The following is a 19,355-nucleotide window of genomic DNA, read 5'->3' as shown; positions in this document are numbered from 1 at the left end:
TTTGATGGTATTAAATTCAGTTTTATGGATGAAATAATAAATAAGGTTTCTGAGAGTAAGCTTGTAACTTTTGATTTAGAAGATTTCTACCCAAAAGGGGAGCGCGTACTTTTAGATATTAAAGATTGGCTTTACGAAGGTTTTATTCTTCGTGAGAAAGATTTTAGGGCAGCAATAGAACAGCATGATTGGAGCCAATATCAAGATGTGTTCGTAGCACTAACCTGCTCAACAGACGCTATTATTCCTGGCTGGGCTTATATGCTTATTACCACGAGACTTCAGCCTTTTGCTAAAAAGGTGGTGGTAGGTAGTTTAGAAGATTTAGAAACTTCCCTCTATCAAACCATTATAGAGCATATAGATGTTACACCTTTTAAAGACCTTCCGGTGATTATAAAAGGATGTAGTAAAAAACCTGTTCCTGCCAATGCATACTTGCAAGCAACTGCGAAAATACAGACGGTTGCAAGGAGTATAATGTATGGTGAGGCCTGCTCTTCTGTGCCATTATTTAAAAGAAAATAGGTGTTTGAGCGCTGATTTATCGATTCTATTAGTAAATTTGCGCTTCAAAATTTTAAACACTAAACATTAAATTATGAAAAAATTAGTATTCACATTGGTTGCAAGTTTTGCAATCACAGCAGGTTTTTCGCAAACTGTTGAAGAGCTTAAAGCAGAACAAGCTCCAAAAAAAGATTCTATTGCTGCCCTTCAAGGTAAAGTAGATGCGCTTCAAGCTCAAATTGATGCCATGCCAGGTTGGAAAATTGGTGCTTTTGGTACTATCGGTGGTAGTATTTCTAGCTTTAGCAACTGGTACGCACAAGGTACGCCAGACAATAGCTCAGGAAACATTGGCTTTACAGTTAATGCATTCGCAAACCTTAAAGAAGAAAAATTCTTCTGGAGAAACTCTGCAAACGTAAATTTTGCTTGGGTAAAATTAGATGATAAGAATGACCCCACTGATAGTGATAACTTTGAAGCGACTACAGATGTGTTTCAACTTACGTCATTATATGGTCGTAACATTACAAAAACTTTAGCAGCTTCAGGGTTAGCGGAGTATAGAACTACGGTTTTAAACAACTTTAACGATCCAGGATACTTAGACTTAGGTATTGGTGCTACATGGACTCCAATTCAAGATTTAATAGTGGTAATTCACCCTTTAAACTACAATTTTGTATTTAGTAAAGGTGATGATTCTGTTTTTGAATCTTCTTTAGGTGCTAAAATAGTAGCAGATTATACTAGAAAAATTGGTGCTATAAGCTTTAAGACTAACTTATCAATGTTTCAAAGCTACAAGAGTAGTGATTTGTCTAACGTAACTTGGACAAACTCTTTTGGTTATACATTATGGAAAGGTATCGGAGTTGGTTTTGACTTTGGTTTAAGAAGCAATAAACAAGAAGCACTTAATTATGCGTTAAATCAAGATCCTGCAACAGCAACTAGCTTTGATGATGTTGACAATAAATTACAAACGTACTGGATGGCTGGTTTGAACTATTCGTTCTAAACATGTATTTCTTTAAAGCGTATTATAACAAAAAACGCCCTTCGTAAGAAGGGCGTTTTTTTGCTTTGTAAAGTAGGTCTTTGGTGATTTGGAACTATACTTATTGTTAATTCTGTGCTTCGATTGGGGAACCGTTACACGGGTAATTTAATTTAATAACTTCATTAATTTGGGGAAAAACTCCGTTATTAAATATGATGTAAAGGTAGTGAGGAGGCTAAGATTTTGAGCAAATTTTGTTGTGAAGCTATCTTATTTTGTTGTAAAACATATGAATGGTTTATTTTTTTCGACCAGCGGTAAGTTGGCGTCTTTTTTTCCTACAAGCCAAAAGGGTAGTCTTAAAATGCTAGGATACAAAAAAGCCTGTTTCGTTTAATTTCTTAAACGAAACAGGCTACATTTTTAGCTAGTCTTGGGGGACTAATTATTTTTTATAAGCTTTCGTAGGTCAAGCACATGATTTGGGAATCTCAATGCTTTTTGGTTAATTCATAAAGTGCAACTTGGGGTAAACACTACACGTTAACTACAGGTCAAAGATAGAGGCAAATACCGTAAGTGCCACTTTTATGTTGTCAACCCCTACTATTTTGTTGCGAAAATGTAAACGGTATCATTTCTTCGATTAAATACCAATTTTCATACTTTTATGAAGTAGGAAAACTACACTAATATTCGTCCAAATGCTCTGGGTAAAGAAAATTGTTATACGGAAAACGCGTCACATGAATATCTCTTACCTCGTCATAGACTCTTTTTCTAAATTCGTCTAAATTATCTTTATTCAATGCGGAGATAAATAAGGCGCGGTCTCCTACTTTACGCATCCAAGTTTTTCGCCATTCATCTAAGGTAAAATGCTCTTCTGTTCTTTCTGTAATAAGATCATCATCATCAATAGTTTCATGTGTAAATTGATCAATCTTATTGAAAACCATAATAGTTTTCTTATCTCCGCTTCCAATTTCCCCTAAAATTTTATTTACGGAAGCAATGTGCTCTTCAAACTGAGGGTGAGAAATATCTACCACATGGAGCAGTAAATCTGCCTCTCTTACTTCATCTAAGGTACTTTTAAAACTTTCTACCAATTGGGTAGGTAGCTTACGAATAAATCCAACAGTATCACTTAAAAGAAACGGAAGGTTTCCAATAACTACTTTACGAACAGTAGTGTCTAAAGTTGCGAACAATTTGTTTTCTGCAAATACATCACTTTTACTCACTACATTCATTAAGGTAGATTTACCAACATTGGTATATCCTACTAAAGCTACACGGACAAGCGCGCCACGGTTACCTCGTTGGGTTTCCATTTGACGGTCTATCTTTAGGAGCTTCTTCTTTAATAAAGTGATGCGGTCACGTACAATACGTCTGTCTGTTTCAATCTCTGTCTCACCAGGTCCACGCATACCAATACCCCCTTTTTGTCGCTCTAAGTGGGTCCATAAACCAGTTAAGCGAGGTAGTAAGTATTCATATTGCGCCAACTCTACTTGAGTTCTAGCATAACTAGTCTGCGCTCTTTGTGAAAAAATATCTAAAATTAGGTGTGTACGATCTAGAATTTTACACTTCAGTTGTTTTTCTATATTTCGTTGTTGTGCAGGAGACAATTCGTCATCAAAAATAACGCAACCAATTTGGTGTTCTTCTACATAAGCTTCCACATCATTCATCTTACCGCTTCCTATATACGTCTTAGGATTAGGCAAGTCTACTTTTTGAACAAATCTTTTATAAACTTCGCCACCGGCAGTATAGGTCAAGAATTCTAGTTCGTCTAGATATTCTTTAACCTTAAGTTCATTTTGATCCTTATTGATAACACCAATAAGTACCGTTCTTTCATAATCTATTTCTTTTTGTTCTAACATATGTCAAATTAAAGTACAAATTTACGGAATACTAGTGTAGCTATTTTGTATTTTTGAAAAAGAGCCTATTAAATTATTAATTGCTATTCTCTTTTGTATGATGTCTTTAACTATACAATAACAGGATACTGCACTAGGCAGACAAAACATCATTTCTTTTTATGTTCTTCTCAAAATTCTTCAAGAAAAAAGTACAGGATAGTATGCACACGATTGCATTCTACAATTTAGAAAATCTTTTTGATACCGAAGATCATCCCGATAAATTAGATAGTGATTATACACCCAATGGTAAACTGCAATGGACACCTAAGCGCTACAAATCCAAGCTTTTTAAACTAGCCTCTACTATTTCGAAAATTGGCGTAGATGCTATTGGTAAACCTCCGGTATTAGTGGGTGTTGTAGAGGTAGAAAATAAGAAGGTTTTAAAAGACTTGTTAGCGGAGCCCGTGTTGGCGTCCTGCGAATATGATTTCATACATTATGATTCTCCGGATGAGCGTGGAATTGATAATGCATTAATATTTGATAAGCGATTTTTTAAGGTTTTACATTCAGAAGCGATACCCCTTGAAGTATTTAATTTGGATGGGCAACAAGATATGACGCGAGATATTTTATATGTTCGTGGCGTATTAAACGGAGAGGAAGTTCACCTTTTTGTTAACCATTGGCCTTCTCGTCGTGATGGTGGGGATGAAACAGAATATAAAAGAATAAAAGCTGCAGATACCATCGTAGCGTTTATGAATGTGCTTGAGGAAACTTATGCAAATCCTAATTATATTGTTATGGGCGATTTTAATGATGGCCCCCACACCGCAAGCGTTAAAAAACTTGTAGGAGAAAAGCACCTTTTTAATCCTATGGAGAAGCTTTTAACCCCTAAAAGAGGTAGTGCGAACTACAAATTTAAATGGTCTCTGTTTGACCAAATCCTGATATCTCATAGTTTTTTGAATTATGAGAAGAAGACCCATAGCTATAATTCTTCCAATATTTTTGATGATCATTTTCTAACAGAATTTAAAGGTAAATTTAAAGGAAGCCCCTTTAGAACCTATGTGGGTAGGCGATATATGGGCGGTTATAGTGATCACTTTCCGGTGTACTTACAATTAAAATTCAATAAATAAGAAGATTAAGCACAAAAAATCGATAAATGCATTTCATCGAATAAAATGCGTTACTTATCGATAGTTCAATTGGTTTGATGTATGTTTGTAGTCCAAATCTTACTAAATTAATTATTATGGACTACAGTAAACTTTTTCCAAACCGGGTTTATTCGTGTGTTTTAATGACCATCACCATGTTGAGTCTTTCAACAATTCAGGCACAGTCAACGTCTAAAATCCAACATATTCAATCTAAGTATGATGCGCGTACGTTAACCACCGTACAAGAAGAATTCTCTAAAGATTTTACAAAAAAAAGCATTACGTTAAAAGCTTTTGCCAAAGAAAGAGGGTTAGAGGTATCTAGTACTTTAAAAGATGGCAATCAAATAGAACTTGTAGACATAGGAGCAGACGGTACCCCTTTGTACTATAGCACGTTTAGTGATAATACAAGTATGGTTTCAAGAGCAAATACGTTGTATACCGGTGGTGCACTAGATTTAGGCATCAGTGGACAAGGAATGAAAGTTGGGGTATGGGATTCCGGAAAAGCATTACTTACACATCAAGAATATAATTCAAGAGCAACGCAAGGAGATCATACGGCATCTGTAAGTCCTCATGCCACTATGGTATTAGGAAGTATGATTGCCAAAGGAATTAAAACGCAAGCTAAAGGCGTGGCTTACAATGCTACAGCAATTTCTAGCGATTGGAAAGCAGATAAAGTAGAAGTTATAGACGCTGCAGCAAACGGATTATTATTATCCAACCACTCGTATGGTATCAGACCAGATTTTGTTCCAGACTGGTATTTTGGCGCTTACATACAAGTTTCCAAAGATTGGGATCGAATCATGTACAATGCACCTTATTACTTAATGGTGACAGCAGCCGGAAACTCACAAAAGTTGAAATTTAATGACGCTCCTATTTCTGGAAAATCTGCAGATGGATTTGATTTGTTATTAGGTTTTTCTACTTCTAAAAACGGAATGAATGTAGCGGCAGTAGAGTCTGAAATAGATATGGACGGAAATTTAAAAAATGCTGCTGTAGCTAGTTATAGTAGTCATGGTCCTATAGATGATGGCCGTATTAAGCCAGACATTGCGGGTTGCGGAGCAAATATTTTATCAACACAGTCTACAGGGGAGAAAAATTATGACACGTATTCTGGGACCTCTATGGCGGCACCTGGTATTACTAGTGCAATGCTTTTATTGCAAGAATATTATGATAGAATAAATGGCTCTTTTATGAAGGCAGCCACTTTAAAAGGCTTAGTGTTACACAGTGCAGATGATGTTGCGGCACCGGGTCCTGACTATAAAATGGGATGGGGCGTTATGAATGCTAAAAAAGCAGCGGAACTGATTGTAAATGATGAATACTCCTCCTTAATTATCGAAGAAAATTTAGCACAAGGAGAGACCTACAGTATTACTGTTGATGCCAGAAGTGGAGAAGAGTTTTTAGCATCTGTTTCTTGGACAGACCCAGCAGGAAATTTTGTAAATAAAGGAAGTTTAAATGATATGACTTCGGCTTTAGTGAATGACTTGGATATCAGAGTAACTAAAGATAACGTGGTTTCTTTACCATGGAAATTAGATCCAAGAAATGCTAATGCACCTGCAGTAAAAGGAGATAACCTTGTAGATCCGTTTGAACAAATACAAATTCCAAATGCATCGGGTACTTATACCATTACAATCTCTCATAAAGGGAGTTTAACCAATGAAAATCAAATGTTTTCATTAATTGTTTCAGGGGCATCTACTTCTAATTGTAAAGCAGTTATTCCTTCAGGATTAACAATGAATGCTACTTCTGAAGCTGCTATAACTATTAGTTGGGATGGTATTAAAGATTCTTTCTTTGAAGTGCAATACAAAAAAGAAAATGATGTAGAATGGAATACTACATTCTCTGAAACAAATACGGTGGCATTAGATAATTTAGCAATGGGTAGCACGTACATGGTACAACTTAGAACTAACTGTACCTCAAACATTTTTTCTGAATATTCTGATACTTTCAAATTTATTTTTGATGGCGTGCTTACAGACGATCCTTTTCAAGAAATAGATAAAGAAGATGTTGTGGTTGCTGCAGATAAATTAAAATTTTCAGTACATCCTAATCCAACAACAGATCAAATTACTATTGATGGTCCACTAGGAGATAACGCTTATTACAGCATTGTGTCTAGCACAGGAACATTGCTTAAAAAAGGTAGAGCAGCGTATAATGATATTAAGGTTGATGATTTGTCTTCTGGTTTTTATTCATTAACCATTTTTGAAGACGGTGAACAACAATCTGTAAAGTTTATAAAAAATTAGATTAGATTAAATTAGATTTGGAGTTAAAGGGAGGCTTTTTAGTAAGATGCTTCCCTTTTCTATTTAGATTTTTTTGATCTCTTTATCTTCTAACAAGTCCTCATTACTTAAGCGTAAGAATACCTGAGCCGTGGTTACGACATCTAACTCGCAATAGGTTACAATACGGTCTAAATCTTTATCCTCATAATAAACACTTTTAACCATACTCCCGTCAATATCTCCTTTAGGTGAGGGTATCCCTAAAACATTCGCCATAAGTTTTAGAGAAGTATAATGTTTAAAGTCTCCAAATTTCCATAATTCCATAGTATCTAAATGGGTAATTTCCCATGGTTTTTTTCCAAACAGGTTTAACTTGTAGGGTAGATCTATGCTATTGATTAGCATTCTTCTAGCGATATATGGAAAATCAAACTCTTTAGCATTGTGGCCACAAAGCATATATTTTGAAGCACTAAAATGACCATCCAATAAATTTTTAAATTCATTTAGAAGCTCCGCCTCATCTCCGTGAAACGTGGTAACCCTAAAGCTCCTTGTTTCGTCATTGATTTTAAAATATCCAACAGAAATACATACTATCTTACCGAACTCTGCCCAAATTCCTGCGCGGTCATAAAACTCTTCAGCGGTAAATTCTCCTTTACGCTGGTATTGAGATTTATGATCCCATAAGTCTTTTTTTTCGTCGTCTAAATCATTAAAATTTTGTTTTTCAGGAACAGTTTCAATGTCTAAAAACAAAATATGTTCTAAGTTTAGTTTTTGGAGCATACTAGTTTTGCTTTAAAAATAAAAAGGCATTAATATTTTGTAATTCGATACCTTCTTTAGTCTTTCTAAAACTTAACTCAGACAATACTAATTTACAGGAGTGTGTAGTTCCTGTAATTTCCATTGTTAAGTCGTCTAAAGAAGCGTTGTTTAAATTATTTCCGTATTTAGATAGTTCCGTAAGCTTTTCTGTCAAAGGGATCTCTAAGGCTACAGTATCATCTTTTGTGAAGTAAATTTTTAAACTATTATTTTCTGGATAAAGTTCTAGATAAAGGGAATCTAATGCGATGCGCTTTTCAGAATTCATATAAAAGCTTAAGTAAGTAAAAGAGTCAAAATCGTTTATAGCGGTATAGGTATTCCTTTGGTCAGATGAGTATAAGCTGTAATAGGAATCATGCTCATTTTCTGGTATAGAGGAGGCATCCACTTCAAAAGCGATGCTATCCCATATTTTTGTAGTATTTAGCCAGCCGGCTTTATAATCTTCGTCTACCGCAGGATCTCTGAAACTTTCTAAATCTAATTTTGTAATACTATTTAAGCTAGAGACTTCTTTACGTTTTTCTAAATAATCTAGAATATCTTGTAAACGTCCTATTTCCTCATTTGTGGCAACATTATCCCTATTCTTAACTTCGGTAAAGATCTCCTCAAATTGCTGTATTTGGCTTTTTTCTGAAACCGAAAAGGCACTCCAAAAGCCCACAGAGGATACTATGGCTATGATAAATAAAGAGATGGGAAGTACTTTTAGGGCTTTTTTAGTGCTGAATAACAAATACAAAATAATCCCTACATTCCACAAGGCAATAGCTAATACAAAATACCTATTTTCTGTAATGCCATAATCGCTTACTCTTCGTAAAATTGCAATAAACAATAGAATGTTTAAAGGAATTAGAAGTATATAGAACCAAGGGTAAAATTTATTAATCGTCCAGGATTTTAATTCTTTCTGTATTGGGTTTATGATAATTTGAATAATGTAACCCAAAAATGATAAGGCAATGACCAGATAGGATACCCATCCTTTAGGAAGTTCCCATTCTATGATTATTTTGGCACTATAGGCATACAGAATTAATAGGTAAAGAATAACTAAGGGAATTAGAATGAACTTAACCAATACCTCTAGTGTTTTTTCAAAATAAATTGTAGTTTCTTGAAAAATGTCTTTAGGAAAATCAGAAAGATAAATCCAAGTGTTTACTGTACCTAGACAGAAAATATAGAGTTGTCCGTATCTACTACTTTTAATATGAACATCAAATAAAGCACTAATTGCAGCTAAGGCCAATATTAAACCCAAGTAGAGAATTCCAGAATAAAATAAGCTGCGTATAATAGCGACACTTGTATTTTTTAAGTAGTTCCAGTAGGCATTTTTATCCCATTTAAATATAAAGGGTGCAAACAGCAAAAATAAATGCCCCGCAATTAAATAAAGAAAAAATCTGACGAGGTAAATGGGAGAATCTCTGTAATACTGTATGGCCGGCAGGTACCAATAAAACAGGCCTAATAATGCTAGGACTATAAGCTTTAGCCATTGCCATTTTCTTGGGTTTTTAAACTGTTCTATAAAAAACTGTATGCCTATGAGCCAACTTAATCCTACGATTAACGTTAATATCTCATCGTTATGATTTCTTAAATAATCATACTTATCGTCTTCTATAATCTTTATAAAAAATGTGGTTCCGCCAACTGCCCAAAGAAGGGCTAATGGAAATCGAAGAATCGCATTTTGTGCTTTAGAAGTAATTTCGGAGATAGAAGGTATTTTCATAAGCATAAATCAGTTAAATATAAGTCAAAATTATGAATCTTGATAGTAGACGACTACCCTGAATAGGGGGTTTCTATAGTGTTCTTACTATTATCTTTTATAGTAATGTAACTCAAAAATGATTAATTTATAGCATTTTATCGAAAACAGCAGCTGCAATTCAATATTTCATTAAGATTTAAGTTATGAAGAAAACACCTAAATCTATTATAATGAAATTTAAGAATATTGCCTTTGTTTTTTTAGCGATGGGCCTTTTTTCATGCACTAATGACTCTTCTGATAACGAGGAAGATATTGATATTATTTCACCGGAAGGTCCTGGAGAAAGTGCAACGAATTGTACAGATGTAGCTAAGTATGTTTTCAATGAAAATGGGGGCTTACTGAGAGTTGAATTCGAAGACGCTGTTTTTGACAGTGATTGGAAATTAAAGAACGATGATGCTGCAACTTCTGGTGAAGGTTATATGGTATGGGAGGGCGACCAATCTTTGGGTACACCGGGAATGGGTTTAGCTACTTATGCACTTCAAGTTACTGTGCCAGGCACCTATAGATTCGTTTGGAAGTCTGCCGTGAAAACAGGCGATAGTGGCTCTGATCATAATGATACATGGTTGCGTTTTAATGATGCAAGTGATTTCTTTGCTCAAAAAGGAGAAAGTATTGTGTATCCTGCAGATTCTGGAAAAACGCCTAATCCTGAAGGGGCGACTAAAGATGGATGGTTTAAGATTTACAGAAGCGGGAGTAATCTAGATTTCAAATGGCAGTCTAGTACATTTGATAATAATGCGCATGATATTTTTGTAACTTTTAGTGCTGCTGGAACCTATACTATGGAAATTTCTGCACGTTCTTCCGGACATGCAATTGATGAGTTCGTGTTGTTTACGGATGCCATTTCTTTGGCTGATGCTACCTCAGATACCGTTAGTAAAAGTACTATTACGTGTAAAAATTAAAGAGATTTGTGTTAAGGTATTATAATTATAGAAACCAACTTGTTAGTCGGTTTTTTGTTTTTTAAACCAATCAATAGGTACGGATAATATCGCTAGTTTACTGCTATGTATCGATGAACTACATCTTTTGTATTTCGAGGAGTAATATTTAAGAAAGTACAAACTAATTAGTTTGTTTAGTTTAGAATAGGGATGTTTGTTTAAGCGGACTTTCGTGTTCCAAAAGCCACTGTTTTCGGTACAATCCTCCTGCATAACCGGTGAGAGAACCATCACTTCCTATCACCCGATGACAAGGCACAATAATCCACAATGGATTTTTACCATTGGCATTAGCCACGGCTCTTATAGCTTTTGCATCTCCTAAAGTTTTTGATAATTCTAAGTAGGAGGTAGTTTTTCCGAAAGGAATATCCTGTAAGCCTTTCCAAACTCGTTTTTGAAAATCGGTTCCTTCCGGGTTTAAATCTAAATTAAAATGCTCGCGTTTACCTTCAAAATATTCATTGACTTGATAAACGGCATCTTCCAATGCTTCCGGAATTACATCGGTAAGGGGCTCATCGGCATTTAAAACTATAAATTCTGATATCCCTTTTTCATCGCCTACTAACTTTGCTATTCCTAATGGGGTCTTAATGTAGGCAGTTTCCATTTAATTGTTGTTTTCAGGATCTAATATGCCGGCTTGTTTTGCTCTATTCTCCCAATTTTTACGAGCGAGAGATTGCAAATCTGCGACATTATCACTTTCGTCCATAATTTCAAGTCCTAGTAAGGTCTCTATAACGTCTTCCATACTTACTAGCCCGCTTACAGAACCGTATTCATCCACGACCAAGGCTATGTGTTCTCTTTTGGCAATAAAGGTCTCAAAAAGCTCCGGGATTGGTGTGCCTCTTTTCGTAATCAAAAGTTCTCTGCGGATCTCAGCTAAAGGAATATCGTCATTCTTATTGATAATCTCTTCAAGAATAACGTCTTTAAGAACAAACCCAGTAATGTTATCTACTTTATCTGTATACACCGGAATACGTGAAAATCTTAATTTAGGATTCTCCTCAAAAAAGGTGCGAATTGTTTTTTGGTCTGAAGCAATTTTCATCACTGCGCGTGGGGTCATTACGTCTTTTACCAAAATTTCATCAAAACGTAATAAATTTTTGATAATGGTAGATTCTGATTTTTGAAACACCCCTTCTTCATGGGCAATATCGGTCATCGCTGTAAAATCTTCTCTACTCAATACACTGCCGTGATGTCCTTTTCCTCCTACTAATTTGGTGAACAGTTGAAGAATCCAAAGAAGGCCCGTCCATTTTAATCCTAAGACCATTACTTTTAAACTCTTTGCAGTGAAGTTTGCTAATTGTCTCCAATAGGTTGCACCTATAGTTTTCGGAATAATCTCTGAGGCAATTAAAATTAATATGGTCATGACGGTAGAAACAATACCTACCATTAGGTCTTCAGTAAATGTAATGCCTAAAAAAGAACGTTGTGTATTACCGTAGAGTTCAGCATAAGCAACTTTTGCCTGTACCCCCACTAAAATGGCACCCACGGTATGGGCGATAGTATTTATCGTAAGAATGGCAATCAGTGGCTTATCTACGTCTTTCTTTAATTCTTCAAAGGTTTCTGCGTATGACTTACCATCTTTTTTTGCTACGTTGATAAACGTAGGAGTGATGCTCAACAACACCGCTTCTAGAATAGAGCATAAGAAAGAAAAGAAGATTGATATTACTGCATAAAAAATCAATAAACCCATAAAACTATATTTGAAAGACTAAGATACCATTTATTTAAAAACTCAATTGTGCTTTAATTAGGATAAAATTGATTTTATCACGATTAGCTTTGCGGATACTACATTAATTTAACAGCATCTTTTGCAAAGTAGCTCGCTATTATGTTAGCACCAGCTCTTTTCATAGCCATTAATTGTTCTATCATGACCGCATCGTGGTCTAACCAACCTTTTTCGGCAGCCGCTTTTAGCATGGCATACTCACCACTTACTTGGTACACTGCCACAGGAACATCTACTTCATTTTTTATTTCGCGAACAATATCTAAATAGCACAACCCTGGTTTTACCATGACAATATCTGCACCCTCTTCAATATCCATTTGCGTTTCTCTGATGGCTTCAAAACGGTTAGCATAATCCATTTGATAGGTACTCTTATCTTTAGGAACATCTATTTGATCTACAGGAGCAGAATCTAAAGCATCACGAAACGGACCGTAAAAAGCACTAGCGTATTTTGCACTATAGCTCATAATTCCAGTATTTATAAAACCTTCATCTTCTAAAGCTTCACGAATTGTTAGTATTCTACCATCCATCATATCACTAGGAGCTACAAAATCTGCTCCTGCTGCTGCATGAGAAACACTCATCTCTGCTAATAGTTCGGCAGATTCATCATTTAATATCTGTCCATTAGCAACAATTCCGTCATGACCGTAAGAAGAATAAGGATCAAGAGCTACATCAGTCATTACCAACATATCTGGACATGCATTTTTTACGGTTTTAATAGCGCGTTGCATTAATCCCTCAGCATTTAATGCTTCTGTCCCTTTATTGTCTTTTAAATTTTCAGGTACTTTCACAAAAAGTAACACGGAACCTAAGCCCATGCTCCATAATTCTTTTACTTCTTTTTCTAATTGATCTAAGCTTAGCCTAAAGTAATTTGGCATGGATGAAATTTCATCTTTTATACCTTTTCCTTCCGTAACAAAAAGTGGTACTAAAAAATCACTTGGAGTTAAGATGGTTTCACGAACTAAACTGCGTATCGCTTCAGATGTTCTAAGTCTTCTATTTCTTATTAGTGGGTACATAATCTGATAATTTTAAAACAGCTACAAAGATAAAGTAACCAATAATATAAATCTTAAGATACGTGGTTTTAAAAAAAGCATTTTTTCTGTAACAATTTTGTCATAGAGGATACTAACGATACATCAGTAGAATACAAACTTAAACCAATATCCTATGCTTTCTATCAAAGATTTGAACAAAACTTACCCCAACGGTACAAAGGCGCTTAATAATGTAAACCTTGAAATTAATAAGGGTATGTTTGGATTGCTAGGGCCAAATGGTGCAGGAAAATCTACATTAATGCGTACCATTTCTACATTGCAAGTTGCAGATAGTGGGACTATAGAATTTGATGGGATAAATGTTTTTAATCAACCAGAAGAGCTGCGAAAAGTTCTTGGATATTTACCACAAGATTTTGGAGTATATCCTAAGGTTTCTGCAGAGATGATGCTAAATCATATTGCTAAAATTAAAGGAATTCATAATACAAGCGATCGCAAAGCTTATGTATCGGACTTATTAAATAAAGTAAACCTTTATAAGTTTAGAAAACGAAATTTGGGAGATTATTCTGGAGGTATGCGCCAACGTTTTGGTATTGCTCAGGCCTTAATAGGGAATCCAAAGCTTATTATTGTAGATGAACCTACTGCAGGTTTAGATCCATTAGAGCGTAACCGTTTTCATAATTTATTGAGTGAATTAGGTGAAGATGCGGTTGTTATCTTGTCTACGCATATTGTAGATGATGTGGTAAACTTATGTACTAACATGGCTGTCTTTAATGAAGGGTCTGTTGTAGTGCAAGGACATCCGCAAGAGTTATCAAATTCGTTAAACGGAAAAGTCTTTAGAAAGAGTATTGATAAAAGTGAGGTTAAAAAATACCAATCGGAATATACTGTGTTGTCCTCCTACTTGCGCAGCGGTAATATGAATGTAAATGTGTTTAGTGATATACCTTTAGCTGATGGGTTTGAGCCAGTAAATAATGATTTAGAAGACTTCTATTTTTACAGTATTAACCAACCTCAAGCCGTGTAATTATGAAAGAGATATTCTTATTTGAACTCAAATATAGATTGCGAAGACCGGCTACCTATATCTATATCTTTTTAATGTTTGTAATTCCGTTATTATTAGCGGTATTTTCAGATTCATCAACTGCCCAGTTCACCAATAGTCCAAACGCAATTATAGGTGTTCTTGGAGGAATGAGTATGTTGGGGCTATTTTTTTATGCAGCGATAATGGGAGTAGCGGTGTATAGAGATGAAGATCATAAAACTGCACAAACCTATTTTACATTTCCTATTACGGAGAAGAGCTATATTCTAGGTCGTTTCTTTGGTAGTTTTGCCATTGTTACTCTTATGAATGTTGCTGCCATGGTAGGTGCAATAATTGGTTTTGTTCTTGGAGCTCTTTTAGATAGGCCAGATTATGGTACGTATACGGCGTTTAATTTTGCCTCCTATTTTTGGCCTTTCTTATATTTTATGATGTTTAACGCGTTTTTCATAGGAAGCTTATTCTTCTCTTTGATGACCTTTTTTAAGCGGATGTCTATTTTATACTTGGGCGGTATTATATTACTTATTTTAACGATTGCTTCTTCTCAGTTGTTAGCTAGCCTGGATACGGAATGGTTAAGTGTTTATGTAGATCCATTTGGGGAAACTGCACATGGATATTTAACCAAATACTGGTCTATTGATGAACTGAATACCACACAACTATCACTTACAGGAAAATTAGCGATCAACAGATTGCTTTGGTTGGGGATTTCATTAGTTATTTTCTTTACCACCTTATTCCGCTTTTCATATAAAGGATTTTTAAATTCTTCAAAAAAGAAGAAATCTGTTGAAAGTAACGAAGCATATGTACCCGCTGCTATTTCAGAAGAAATTACTCAAGTTTTTACAGAAAAATCACGTTGGGAAAATCTTTTGTCTTTGAGTAAAATAGAATTTCTTTCTATAGTAAAAGAAACTGTTTTTGTGATTTTAATTGTAATCGGGGTAATTGTTGCTGGCTTTATTACTTACCAATCTAACCAGACTTACGGTACGCCATCTCTACCACTAACACGGTATATGGTATCACAAATTTCCGGGGGTATCTCATTATTTTCCGTGATTATACTGGTTCTTTATGCTGGCGAGGCGGTTCATCGAACACGAAAAAATAAAACTTTTGAATTTTATGACGCCTTACCGGTAAGTAACTTAACCTTATACGTTTCTAAAATTGTAGCATTAATAGGTGTGGCTATTGTGTTAACGCTATTAAATGTAGTGGTAGGTATGTTATACCAAACCTTTAGTGGTTATTTTAACTATGAGTTGGGGATGTATTTAACCTATAATTTTAGTAATATATTCCCGAGTTATTTGATGACTTTATTGTTGGCCTTTTTTATTCATGTACTAGTGAATAATAAATTTTTAGGACACTTTTTAGTCATTGTAATTTACATAGGATTGCCTCTCTTGTTTGGCTTAGCCTTTAAAACCTCCAATCCATTAGTAATTTTTGGAGAAACACCCGGAGGGTTCTTAAGCGATTTAAATGGCTTTGGTCATTATATGGTGGGAGAGTTTTGGTTAAACTTATACTGGATCTTGTTTACGTGTATTTTGGCTACTATAGGTATTGTGTTTTGGAATAGAGGGTTCTATTCTTCTGCAAAAGAGCGCTTGCGAATAGCAAAGTCTCGTTTTTCAGGAAAAATTACAGCGCTAGCATTATTCTTTTTATTAGCTTTTGGTGCTGTTGGGGGGTATGCCTATTACAACCTAAAAGTCTTGAACCAATTAGAAGATGGTAATTATGCAGAAAAGCTTAATGCTGAAGCTGAAAAGAAATATGGTAAGTATATAGATAAGCCACATCTTCAGGTTATCGCCTTAAAAGCATTTATAGATATTTACCCTAAGGAGCGAAGTGTTAACGCTAAGGGAGAGTTTACCGTGACTAATAAATTTAATGTGCCTATTGATACGCTCTTAATGGAATTGAAATTCCCGATTGCTGATACAAAAATTGAGCAGGTATTGTATAACGGACAAGAGCTAAAACCATTTCTAAAAGATGAAGCTTACCGCTTATTTATGTATAAGTTGCCGGCTACATTACAACCAAAAGATACCGCGCAATTAGTTATCAAAACATCTGCTAGTACGCATGGTTTTTCTAATGATAGGGAAACAGCAATTTTAGATAATGGATCCTTTTTTACAGATGCCATTTTTCCTTCTTTTCATTATGATCGTGCTTTAACGGATAATGGAGTTAGAAAAAAATATGGTTTAGAAGAATTAGATTATTTAAATGCACCACGAACAGATAGTATTGCTTTAAAGAAGAACCTTTTTAATGAAGATGGAGATTATATGAGTTTTGAGGCAACGGTAAGTACGAGCAAAGATCAGATTGCTATTGCTCCAGGTACCTTAATAAAAAAATGGAACAAAGGTGAGCGTGCTTATTACAATTATAAATTAGAAGATAAAACAGATTATTTCTTCAGTTTTGTATCTGCTGCTTACGCCGTAGAAAAAGGTACATGGACTGCTCCTAGTGGAAAAAAAGTGTCTATTGAAATTTACCATTCTCCTAAGCACAAGAAGAATTTGAGTTATTTTATAAAAGGAGCAAAAGTTGCTTTGGACTATAATTCAGAGAATTTCTATGAATACCCCTATTCCGTCTTAAGAATCATTGAATTTCCGGCTCATTCTAATTATGCGCAATCTTTTGCGACAACCATACCTTATTCTGAAGATTTTGGTTTTGTAGCAGATTTTTCTGGAGCGCAGACCTACAATTATGCCTTTAGAGTTACTTCTCATGAAGTGGCGCACCAATGGTGGGGTCATATTGTAACGCCTAGTAAAACATCAGGTGCGAATATTATTTCTGAAACCTTGGCAGAATACGCTTCTTTAATGACGATGAAGCAAGAGTATGGAGAAAACGGAATTAAATCTTTCTTGAAAAATTCTTTAGATACGTATTTGCGAGGTAGGCAGTTTAGTTTTAAACCAGAACGCTCTTTAATGAACGTAGAAACCGGCCAGTATATTTGGTACGAAAAGGGATCAATGGTGATGTATGATTTGCAGGATGTATTAGGCGAAGACGTTGTAAACAGAGGTCTTAAGTCTTTTTTGGAAGCGTATAAATACAATCAAAAAGGGTATTATGCTACTTCGGAAGATTTATACAATGCGTTATATGCTGTTACTCCAGATTCTTTGAAGTATAAAGTTGATGAAGGATTTAAAGAAATTGTCTTATATGAAAATAGGGTGATGAGCGCCAAAACTAAAAAATTAGAGACAGGTAAGTGGGAAACAACGTTTACTGTTAATTCTAAAAAAATCTATTATGATGACAATGGTAAAGAAAAAAGCGTAGATGACAAAAAGAACCTAGTTGATGTTGGTTTGTTTGGAGAAGACACGACCAATGATGAAGGGGTGACCATTAAGAATCCGCTTTATTTTAAGCTAGATTGGTTAAAAGCTGGTGATAATACCATTAAGGCGATTACAGATGAAAAACCATTAAAGGCCGGGATTGATCCTTATAATAAATTAATAGATCGTAATTCAGATGACAACTTATTATCTGTAGAAGAATAGTAGAAATATTAGTGTTATAGCTTCATAAAAGCAAGGACAGGTTCCTTGCTTTTATTAGTTCTCAGCTAAACCTAAATACATCCAGTTGCCTTCTTCCTTCACAAAGGCAGATTTTTCATGGATTACTTCAACAGCTCCTTGATCAAAATAGTAGGCATTAAATGTTACGGTACCTTCGGTATCGGTAGCCTTTCCTTTAGAGCGGTTGATGATCTCAAGACGTATCCAATTCACAGATTTAGCCCATTTTTCAATAGCCTTCTTTTCTTTTACGGGGCGTGTACTACTATGGTGGCTCTTCATTAAATAGTCTCCATCGGCTAGAGTGAAAGCCGTATATCTAGATCGCATTAATTGTTCTGCCGTTTCTACTGCAGAAAGTTGTTGGTGAGCTATTTCGCAACAGTGGCTATAAGCCTGGTTAGATCCGCATGGACATTTTATCATAATAGTTGTTTTGTTGCAGTCGTAATTGGTTAATTATTCAGAGATTTGCAGCCTTAAAAATTTAAAATGAATAATCATTTAAAAGGGGTCTTGTATGTTGGTGTTGGAGCTGCAAGTTATGGAATACTCGCCACTTTTGTAAAGTTTGCTAACAATAATGGATCTGGAACTGCAGGTCTTGCTTTTGCCCAATATTTTGTTGGAGTGGTTGTGCTTAGCTTGTTGTCTTTTTTATTTTCTAAAAAGAATGTGGCTCCTACGGACAAAAAACAAACAAGAAAGAATAAGCTAAAACTTGTCGCATTTGGTAGCTTTTTAGGACTTACTAGTAGTTTCTACTACTTGTCTATACAATACATTCCTGTATCTGTTGGAATCATACTTCTAATGCAAACCATATGGATGGGTGTGGTGTTAGAGTTTTTTATAAAGCGACATTTAGTTACTCAAAAGAAAATTATTGGTGCTATAGCGGTTATTATTGGAACCTTATTGGCAGCAAAAATATTTGAAGTAGATGCCGCTTTAAATTTCAAGGGTTTAGCTTTTGGTTTACTTGCTGCTATATGTTATACCGGTACCTTGTATGCTACGAGTAGCATTGCGCTAGAGCTTCCGTTATTTACTAGAAGTAAGTATTTAATTTTGGGCGGTTTGATGGTTACGATGTTGTTTTGGAATGTTCAAATTATTTATGAATTTGATTGGTGGGTATATTTAAAATGGGGAGCTTTCCTAGGTTTCTTTGGTACAATTTTACCGCCTATATTATTCAATAAAGGCATTCCCGTTATTGGCACTGGTTTAGGAAGTATTATATCTGCTTTAGAAATTCCAATTTCTGTAATGAGTGCTTACATCATTTTGCAGGAAGAGATTAGTTCTCTGCAGTGGTTAGGAATTCTGATAATATTAATCTCTGTAGTTTACATTAATTTGAAGCCTAAAGCAAAGAAGTAATAGTTGCTTTAGGCGTAATCATTTT

Annotated in this window: 15 protein-coding genes; 8 read left to right on the top strand and 7 right to left on the bottom strand. The window is 35.1% G+C overall.

The features are described from left to right. The first annotated feature begins 24 nt into the window (after window positions 1-24). A complete protein-coding gene (locus BLQ19_RS03095; protein ID WP_074537333.1) occupies window positions 25-528 on the top strand; it encodes a DUF2480 family protein in 504 nt (167 codons plus the stop codon). Between the two features lie 73 nt (window positions 529-601). Continuing rightward, on the top strand, window positions 602-1,531 hold the full coding sequence (locus BLQ19_RS03090) for a DUF3078 domain-containing protein (RefSeq protein WP_024482223.1): 930 nt from the start codon (window positions 602-604) through the stop codon (window positions 1,529-1,531). 671 nt (window positions 1,532-2,202) lie between these two features. Here the strand turns inward: BLQ19_RS03090 and hflX are convergent. Then, window positions 2,203-3,414 carry a GTPase HflX gene (gene hflX / locus BLQ19_RS03085; RefSeq protein ID WP_025616179.1) on the bottom strand — a complete coding sequence of 404 codons (1,212 nt, stop codon included), beginning with the start codon at window positions 3,412-3,414 and terminating at the stop codon, window positions 2,203-2,205. Window positions 3,415-3,617: 203 nt separating this feature from the next. On the opposite strand from hflX, the gene BLQ19_RS03080 reads away from it, so the two are divergent. Together BLQ19_RS03080 and BLQ19_RS03075 are read left to right on the top strand one after the other, a co-directional pair. After that, on the top strand, window positions 3,618-4,553 hold the full coding sequence (locus BLQ19_RS03080; RefSeq protein WP_226989955.1) for an endonuclease/exonuclease/phosphatase family protein: 936 nt from the start codon (window positions 3,618-3,620) through the stop codon (window positions 4,551-4,553). Window positions 4,554-4,669: 116 nt separating this feature from the next. After that, on the top strand, window positions 4,670-6,886 hold the full coding sequence (locus BLQ19_RS03075; protein WP_074537377.1) for a S8 family serine peptidase: 2,217 nt from the start codon (window positions 4,670-4,672) through the stop codon (window positions 6,884-6,886). 63 nt (window positions 6,887-6,949) lie between these two features. Here BLQ19_RS03075 and BLQ19_RS03070 read toward each other — a convergent pair whose 3' ends face one another. Both BLQ19_RS03070 and BLQ19_RS03065 read right to left on the bottom strand, forming a co-directional pair. Beyond that, complete coding sequence (locus BLQ19_RS03070) at window positions 6,950-7,663, bottom strand: 3'-5' exonuclease (protein ID WP_074537332.1); 714 nt, start codon at window positions 7,661-7,663, stop codon at window positions 6,950-6,952. A gap of 1 nt (window position 7,664) precedes the next feature. Beyond that, on the bottom strand, window positions 7,665-9,458 hold the full coding sequence (locus BLQ19_RS03065) for a DUF4153 domain-containing protein (RefSeq protein ID WP_175444389.1): 1,794 nt from the start codon (window positions 9,456-9,458) through the stop codon (window positions 7,665-7,667). A gap of 185 nt (window positions 9,459-9,643) precedes the next feature. Here BLQ19_RS03065 and BLQ19_RS03060 point away from each other — a divergent pair, with 185 nt between their 5' ends. Then, window positions 9,644-10,426 (top strand): hypothetical protein, encoded by a 783-nt coding sequence (locus BLQ19_RS03060; protein WP_254788180.1) that lies wholly within the window; start codon window positions 9,644-9,646, stop codon window positions 10,424-10,426. A gap of 181 nt (window positions 10,427-10,607) precedes the next feature. On the opposite strand, the gene BLQ19_RS03055 is transcribed toward BLQ19_RS03060, so the two are convergent. The 3 genes from BLQ19_RS03055 to hemB form a co-directional block, all read right to left on the bottom strand. Then, a complete protein-coding gene (locus tag BLQ19_RS03055; protein WP_074537330.1) occupies window positions 10,608-11,081 on the bottom strand; it encodes a methylated-DNA--[protein]-cysteine S-methyltransferase in 474 nt (157 codons plus the stop codon). After that, window positions 11,082-12,200, bottom strand: coding sequence for a CNNM domain-containing protein (locus tag BLQ19_RS03050; RefSeq protein WP_074537329.1), 1,119 nt, complete (start codon window positions 12,198-12,200; stop codon window positions 11,082-11,084). Window positions 12,201-12,298: 98 nt separating this feature from the next. Beyond that, a complete protein-coding gene (gene hemB / locus BLQ19_RS03045) occupies window positions 12,299-13,285 on the bottom strand; it encodes a porphobilinogen synthase (RefSeq protein ID WP_074537328.1) in 987 nt (328 codons plus the stop codon). Window positions 13,286-13,439: 154 nt separating this feature from the next. On the opposite strand from hemB, the gene BLQ19_RS03040 reads away from it, so the two are divergent. Then, window positions 13,440-14,315: an ABC transporter ATP-binding protein gene (locus BLQ19_RS03040; RefSeq protein WP_074537327.1), complete on the top strand. Its 876-nt coding sequence runs from the start codon at window positions 13,440-13,442 to the stop codon at window positions 14,313-14,315. Between the two features lie 2 nt (window positions 14,316-14,317). After that, entirely contained in the window at window positions 14,318-17,923 is a 3,606-nt protein-coding gene (locus BLQ19_RS03035; RefSeq protein WP_074537326.1) for a M1 family aminopeptidase, read from the top strand. A gap of 54 nt (window positions 17,924-17,977) precedes the next feature. Here the strand turns inward: BLQ19_RS03035 and BLQ19_RS03030 are convergent, their stop codons facing one another. Further along, a complete protein-coding gene (locus BLQ19_RS03030) occupies window positions 17,978-18,370 on the bottom strand; it encodes a YchJ family protein (protein ID WP_074537325.1) in 393 nt (130 codons plus the stop codon). Window positions 18,371-18,436: 66 nt separating this feature from the next. Here BLQ19_RS03030 and BLQ19_RS03025 point away from each other — a divergent pair, with 66 nt between their 5' ends. Next, window positions 18,437-19,330: an EamA family transporter gene (locus BLQ19_RS03025; RefSeq protein ID WP_074537324.1), complete on the top strand. Its 894-nt coding sequence runs from the start codon at window positions 18,437-18,439 to the stop codon at window positions 19,328-19,330. The last annotated feature ends 25 nt before the right edge of the window (window positions 19,331-19,355 follow it).

Source organism: Cellulophaga baltica, assembly GCF_900102165.1.
Classification (GTDB): Bacteria; Bacteroidota; Bacteroidia; order Flavobacteriales; family Flavobacteriaceae; genus Cellulophaga; species Cellulophaga baltica.
This window is presented reverse-complemented; position numbering and strand designations above follow the sequence as displayed.

Coding starts and splice junctions, on each gene's coding strand:
- BLQ19_RS03095 (WP_074537333.1), top strand. CDS start 25: ATGGATGAAATAATAAATAAGGTTTCTGAGAGTAAGCTTGTAACTTTT.
- BLQ19_RS03090 (WP_024482223.1), top strand. CDS start 602: ATGAAAAAATTAGTATTCACATTGGTTGCAAGTTTTGCAATCACAGCA.
- hflX (WP_025616179.1), bottom strand. CDS start 3,414: ATGTTAGAACAAAAAGAAATAGATTATGAAAGAACGGTACTTATTGGT.
- BLQ19_RS03080 (WP_226989955.1), top strand. CDS start 3,618: ATGCACACGATTGCATTCTACAATTTAGAAAATCTTTTTGATACCGAA.
- BLQ19_RS03075 (WP_074537377.1), top strand. CDS start 4,670: ATGGACTACAGTAAACTTTTTCCAAACCGGGTTTATTCGTGTGTTTTA.
- BLQ19_RS03070 (WP_074537332.1), bottom strand. CDS start 7,663: ATGCTCCAAAAACTAAACTTAGAACATATTTTGTTTTTAGACATTGAA.
- BLQ19_RS03065 (WP_175444389.1), bottom strand. CDS start 9,458: ATGAAAATACCTTCTATCTCCGAAATTACTTCTAAAGCACAAAATGCG.
- BLQ19_RS03060 (WP_254788180.1), top strand. CDS start 9,644: ATGAAGAAAACACCTAAATCTATTATAATGAAATTTAAGAATATTGCC.
- BLQ19_RS03055 (WP_074537330.1), bottom strand. CDS start 11,081: ATGGAAACTGCCTACATTAAGACCCCATTAGGAATAGCAAAGTTAGTA.
- BLQ19_RS03050 (WP_074537329.1), bottom strand. CDS start 12,200: ATGGGTTTATTGATTTTTTATGCAGTAATATCAATCTTCTTTTCTTTC.
- hemB (WP_074537328.1), bottom strand. CDS start 13,285: ATGTACCCACTAATAAGAAATAGAAGACTTAGAACATCTGAAGCGATA.
- BLQ19_RS03040 (WP_074537327.1), top strand. CDS start 13,440: ATGCTTTCTATCAAAGATTTGAACAAAACTTACCCCAACGGTACAAAG.
- BLQ19_RS03035 (WP_074537326.1), top strand. CDS start 14,318: ATGAAAGAGATATTCTTATTTGAACTCAAATATAGATTGCGAAGACCG.
- BLQ19_RS03030 (WP_074537325.1), bottom strand. CDS start 18,370: ATGATAAAATGTCCATGCGGATCTAACCAGGCTTATAGCCACTGTTGC.
- BLQ19_RS03025 (WP_074537324.1), top strand. CDS start 18,437: ATGAATAATCATTTAAAAGGGGTCTTGTATGTTGGTGTTGGAGCTGCA.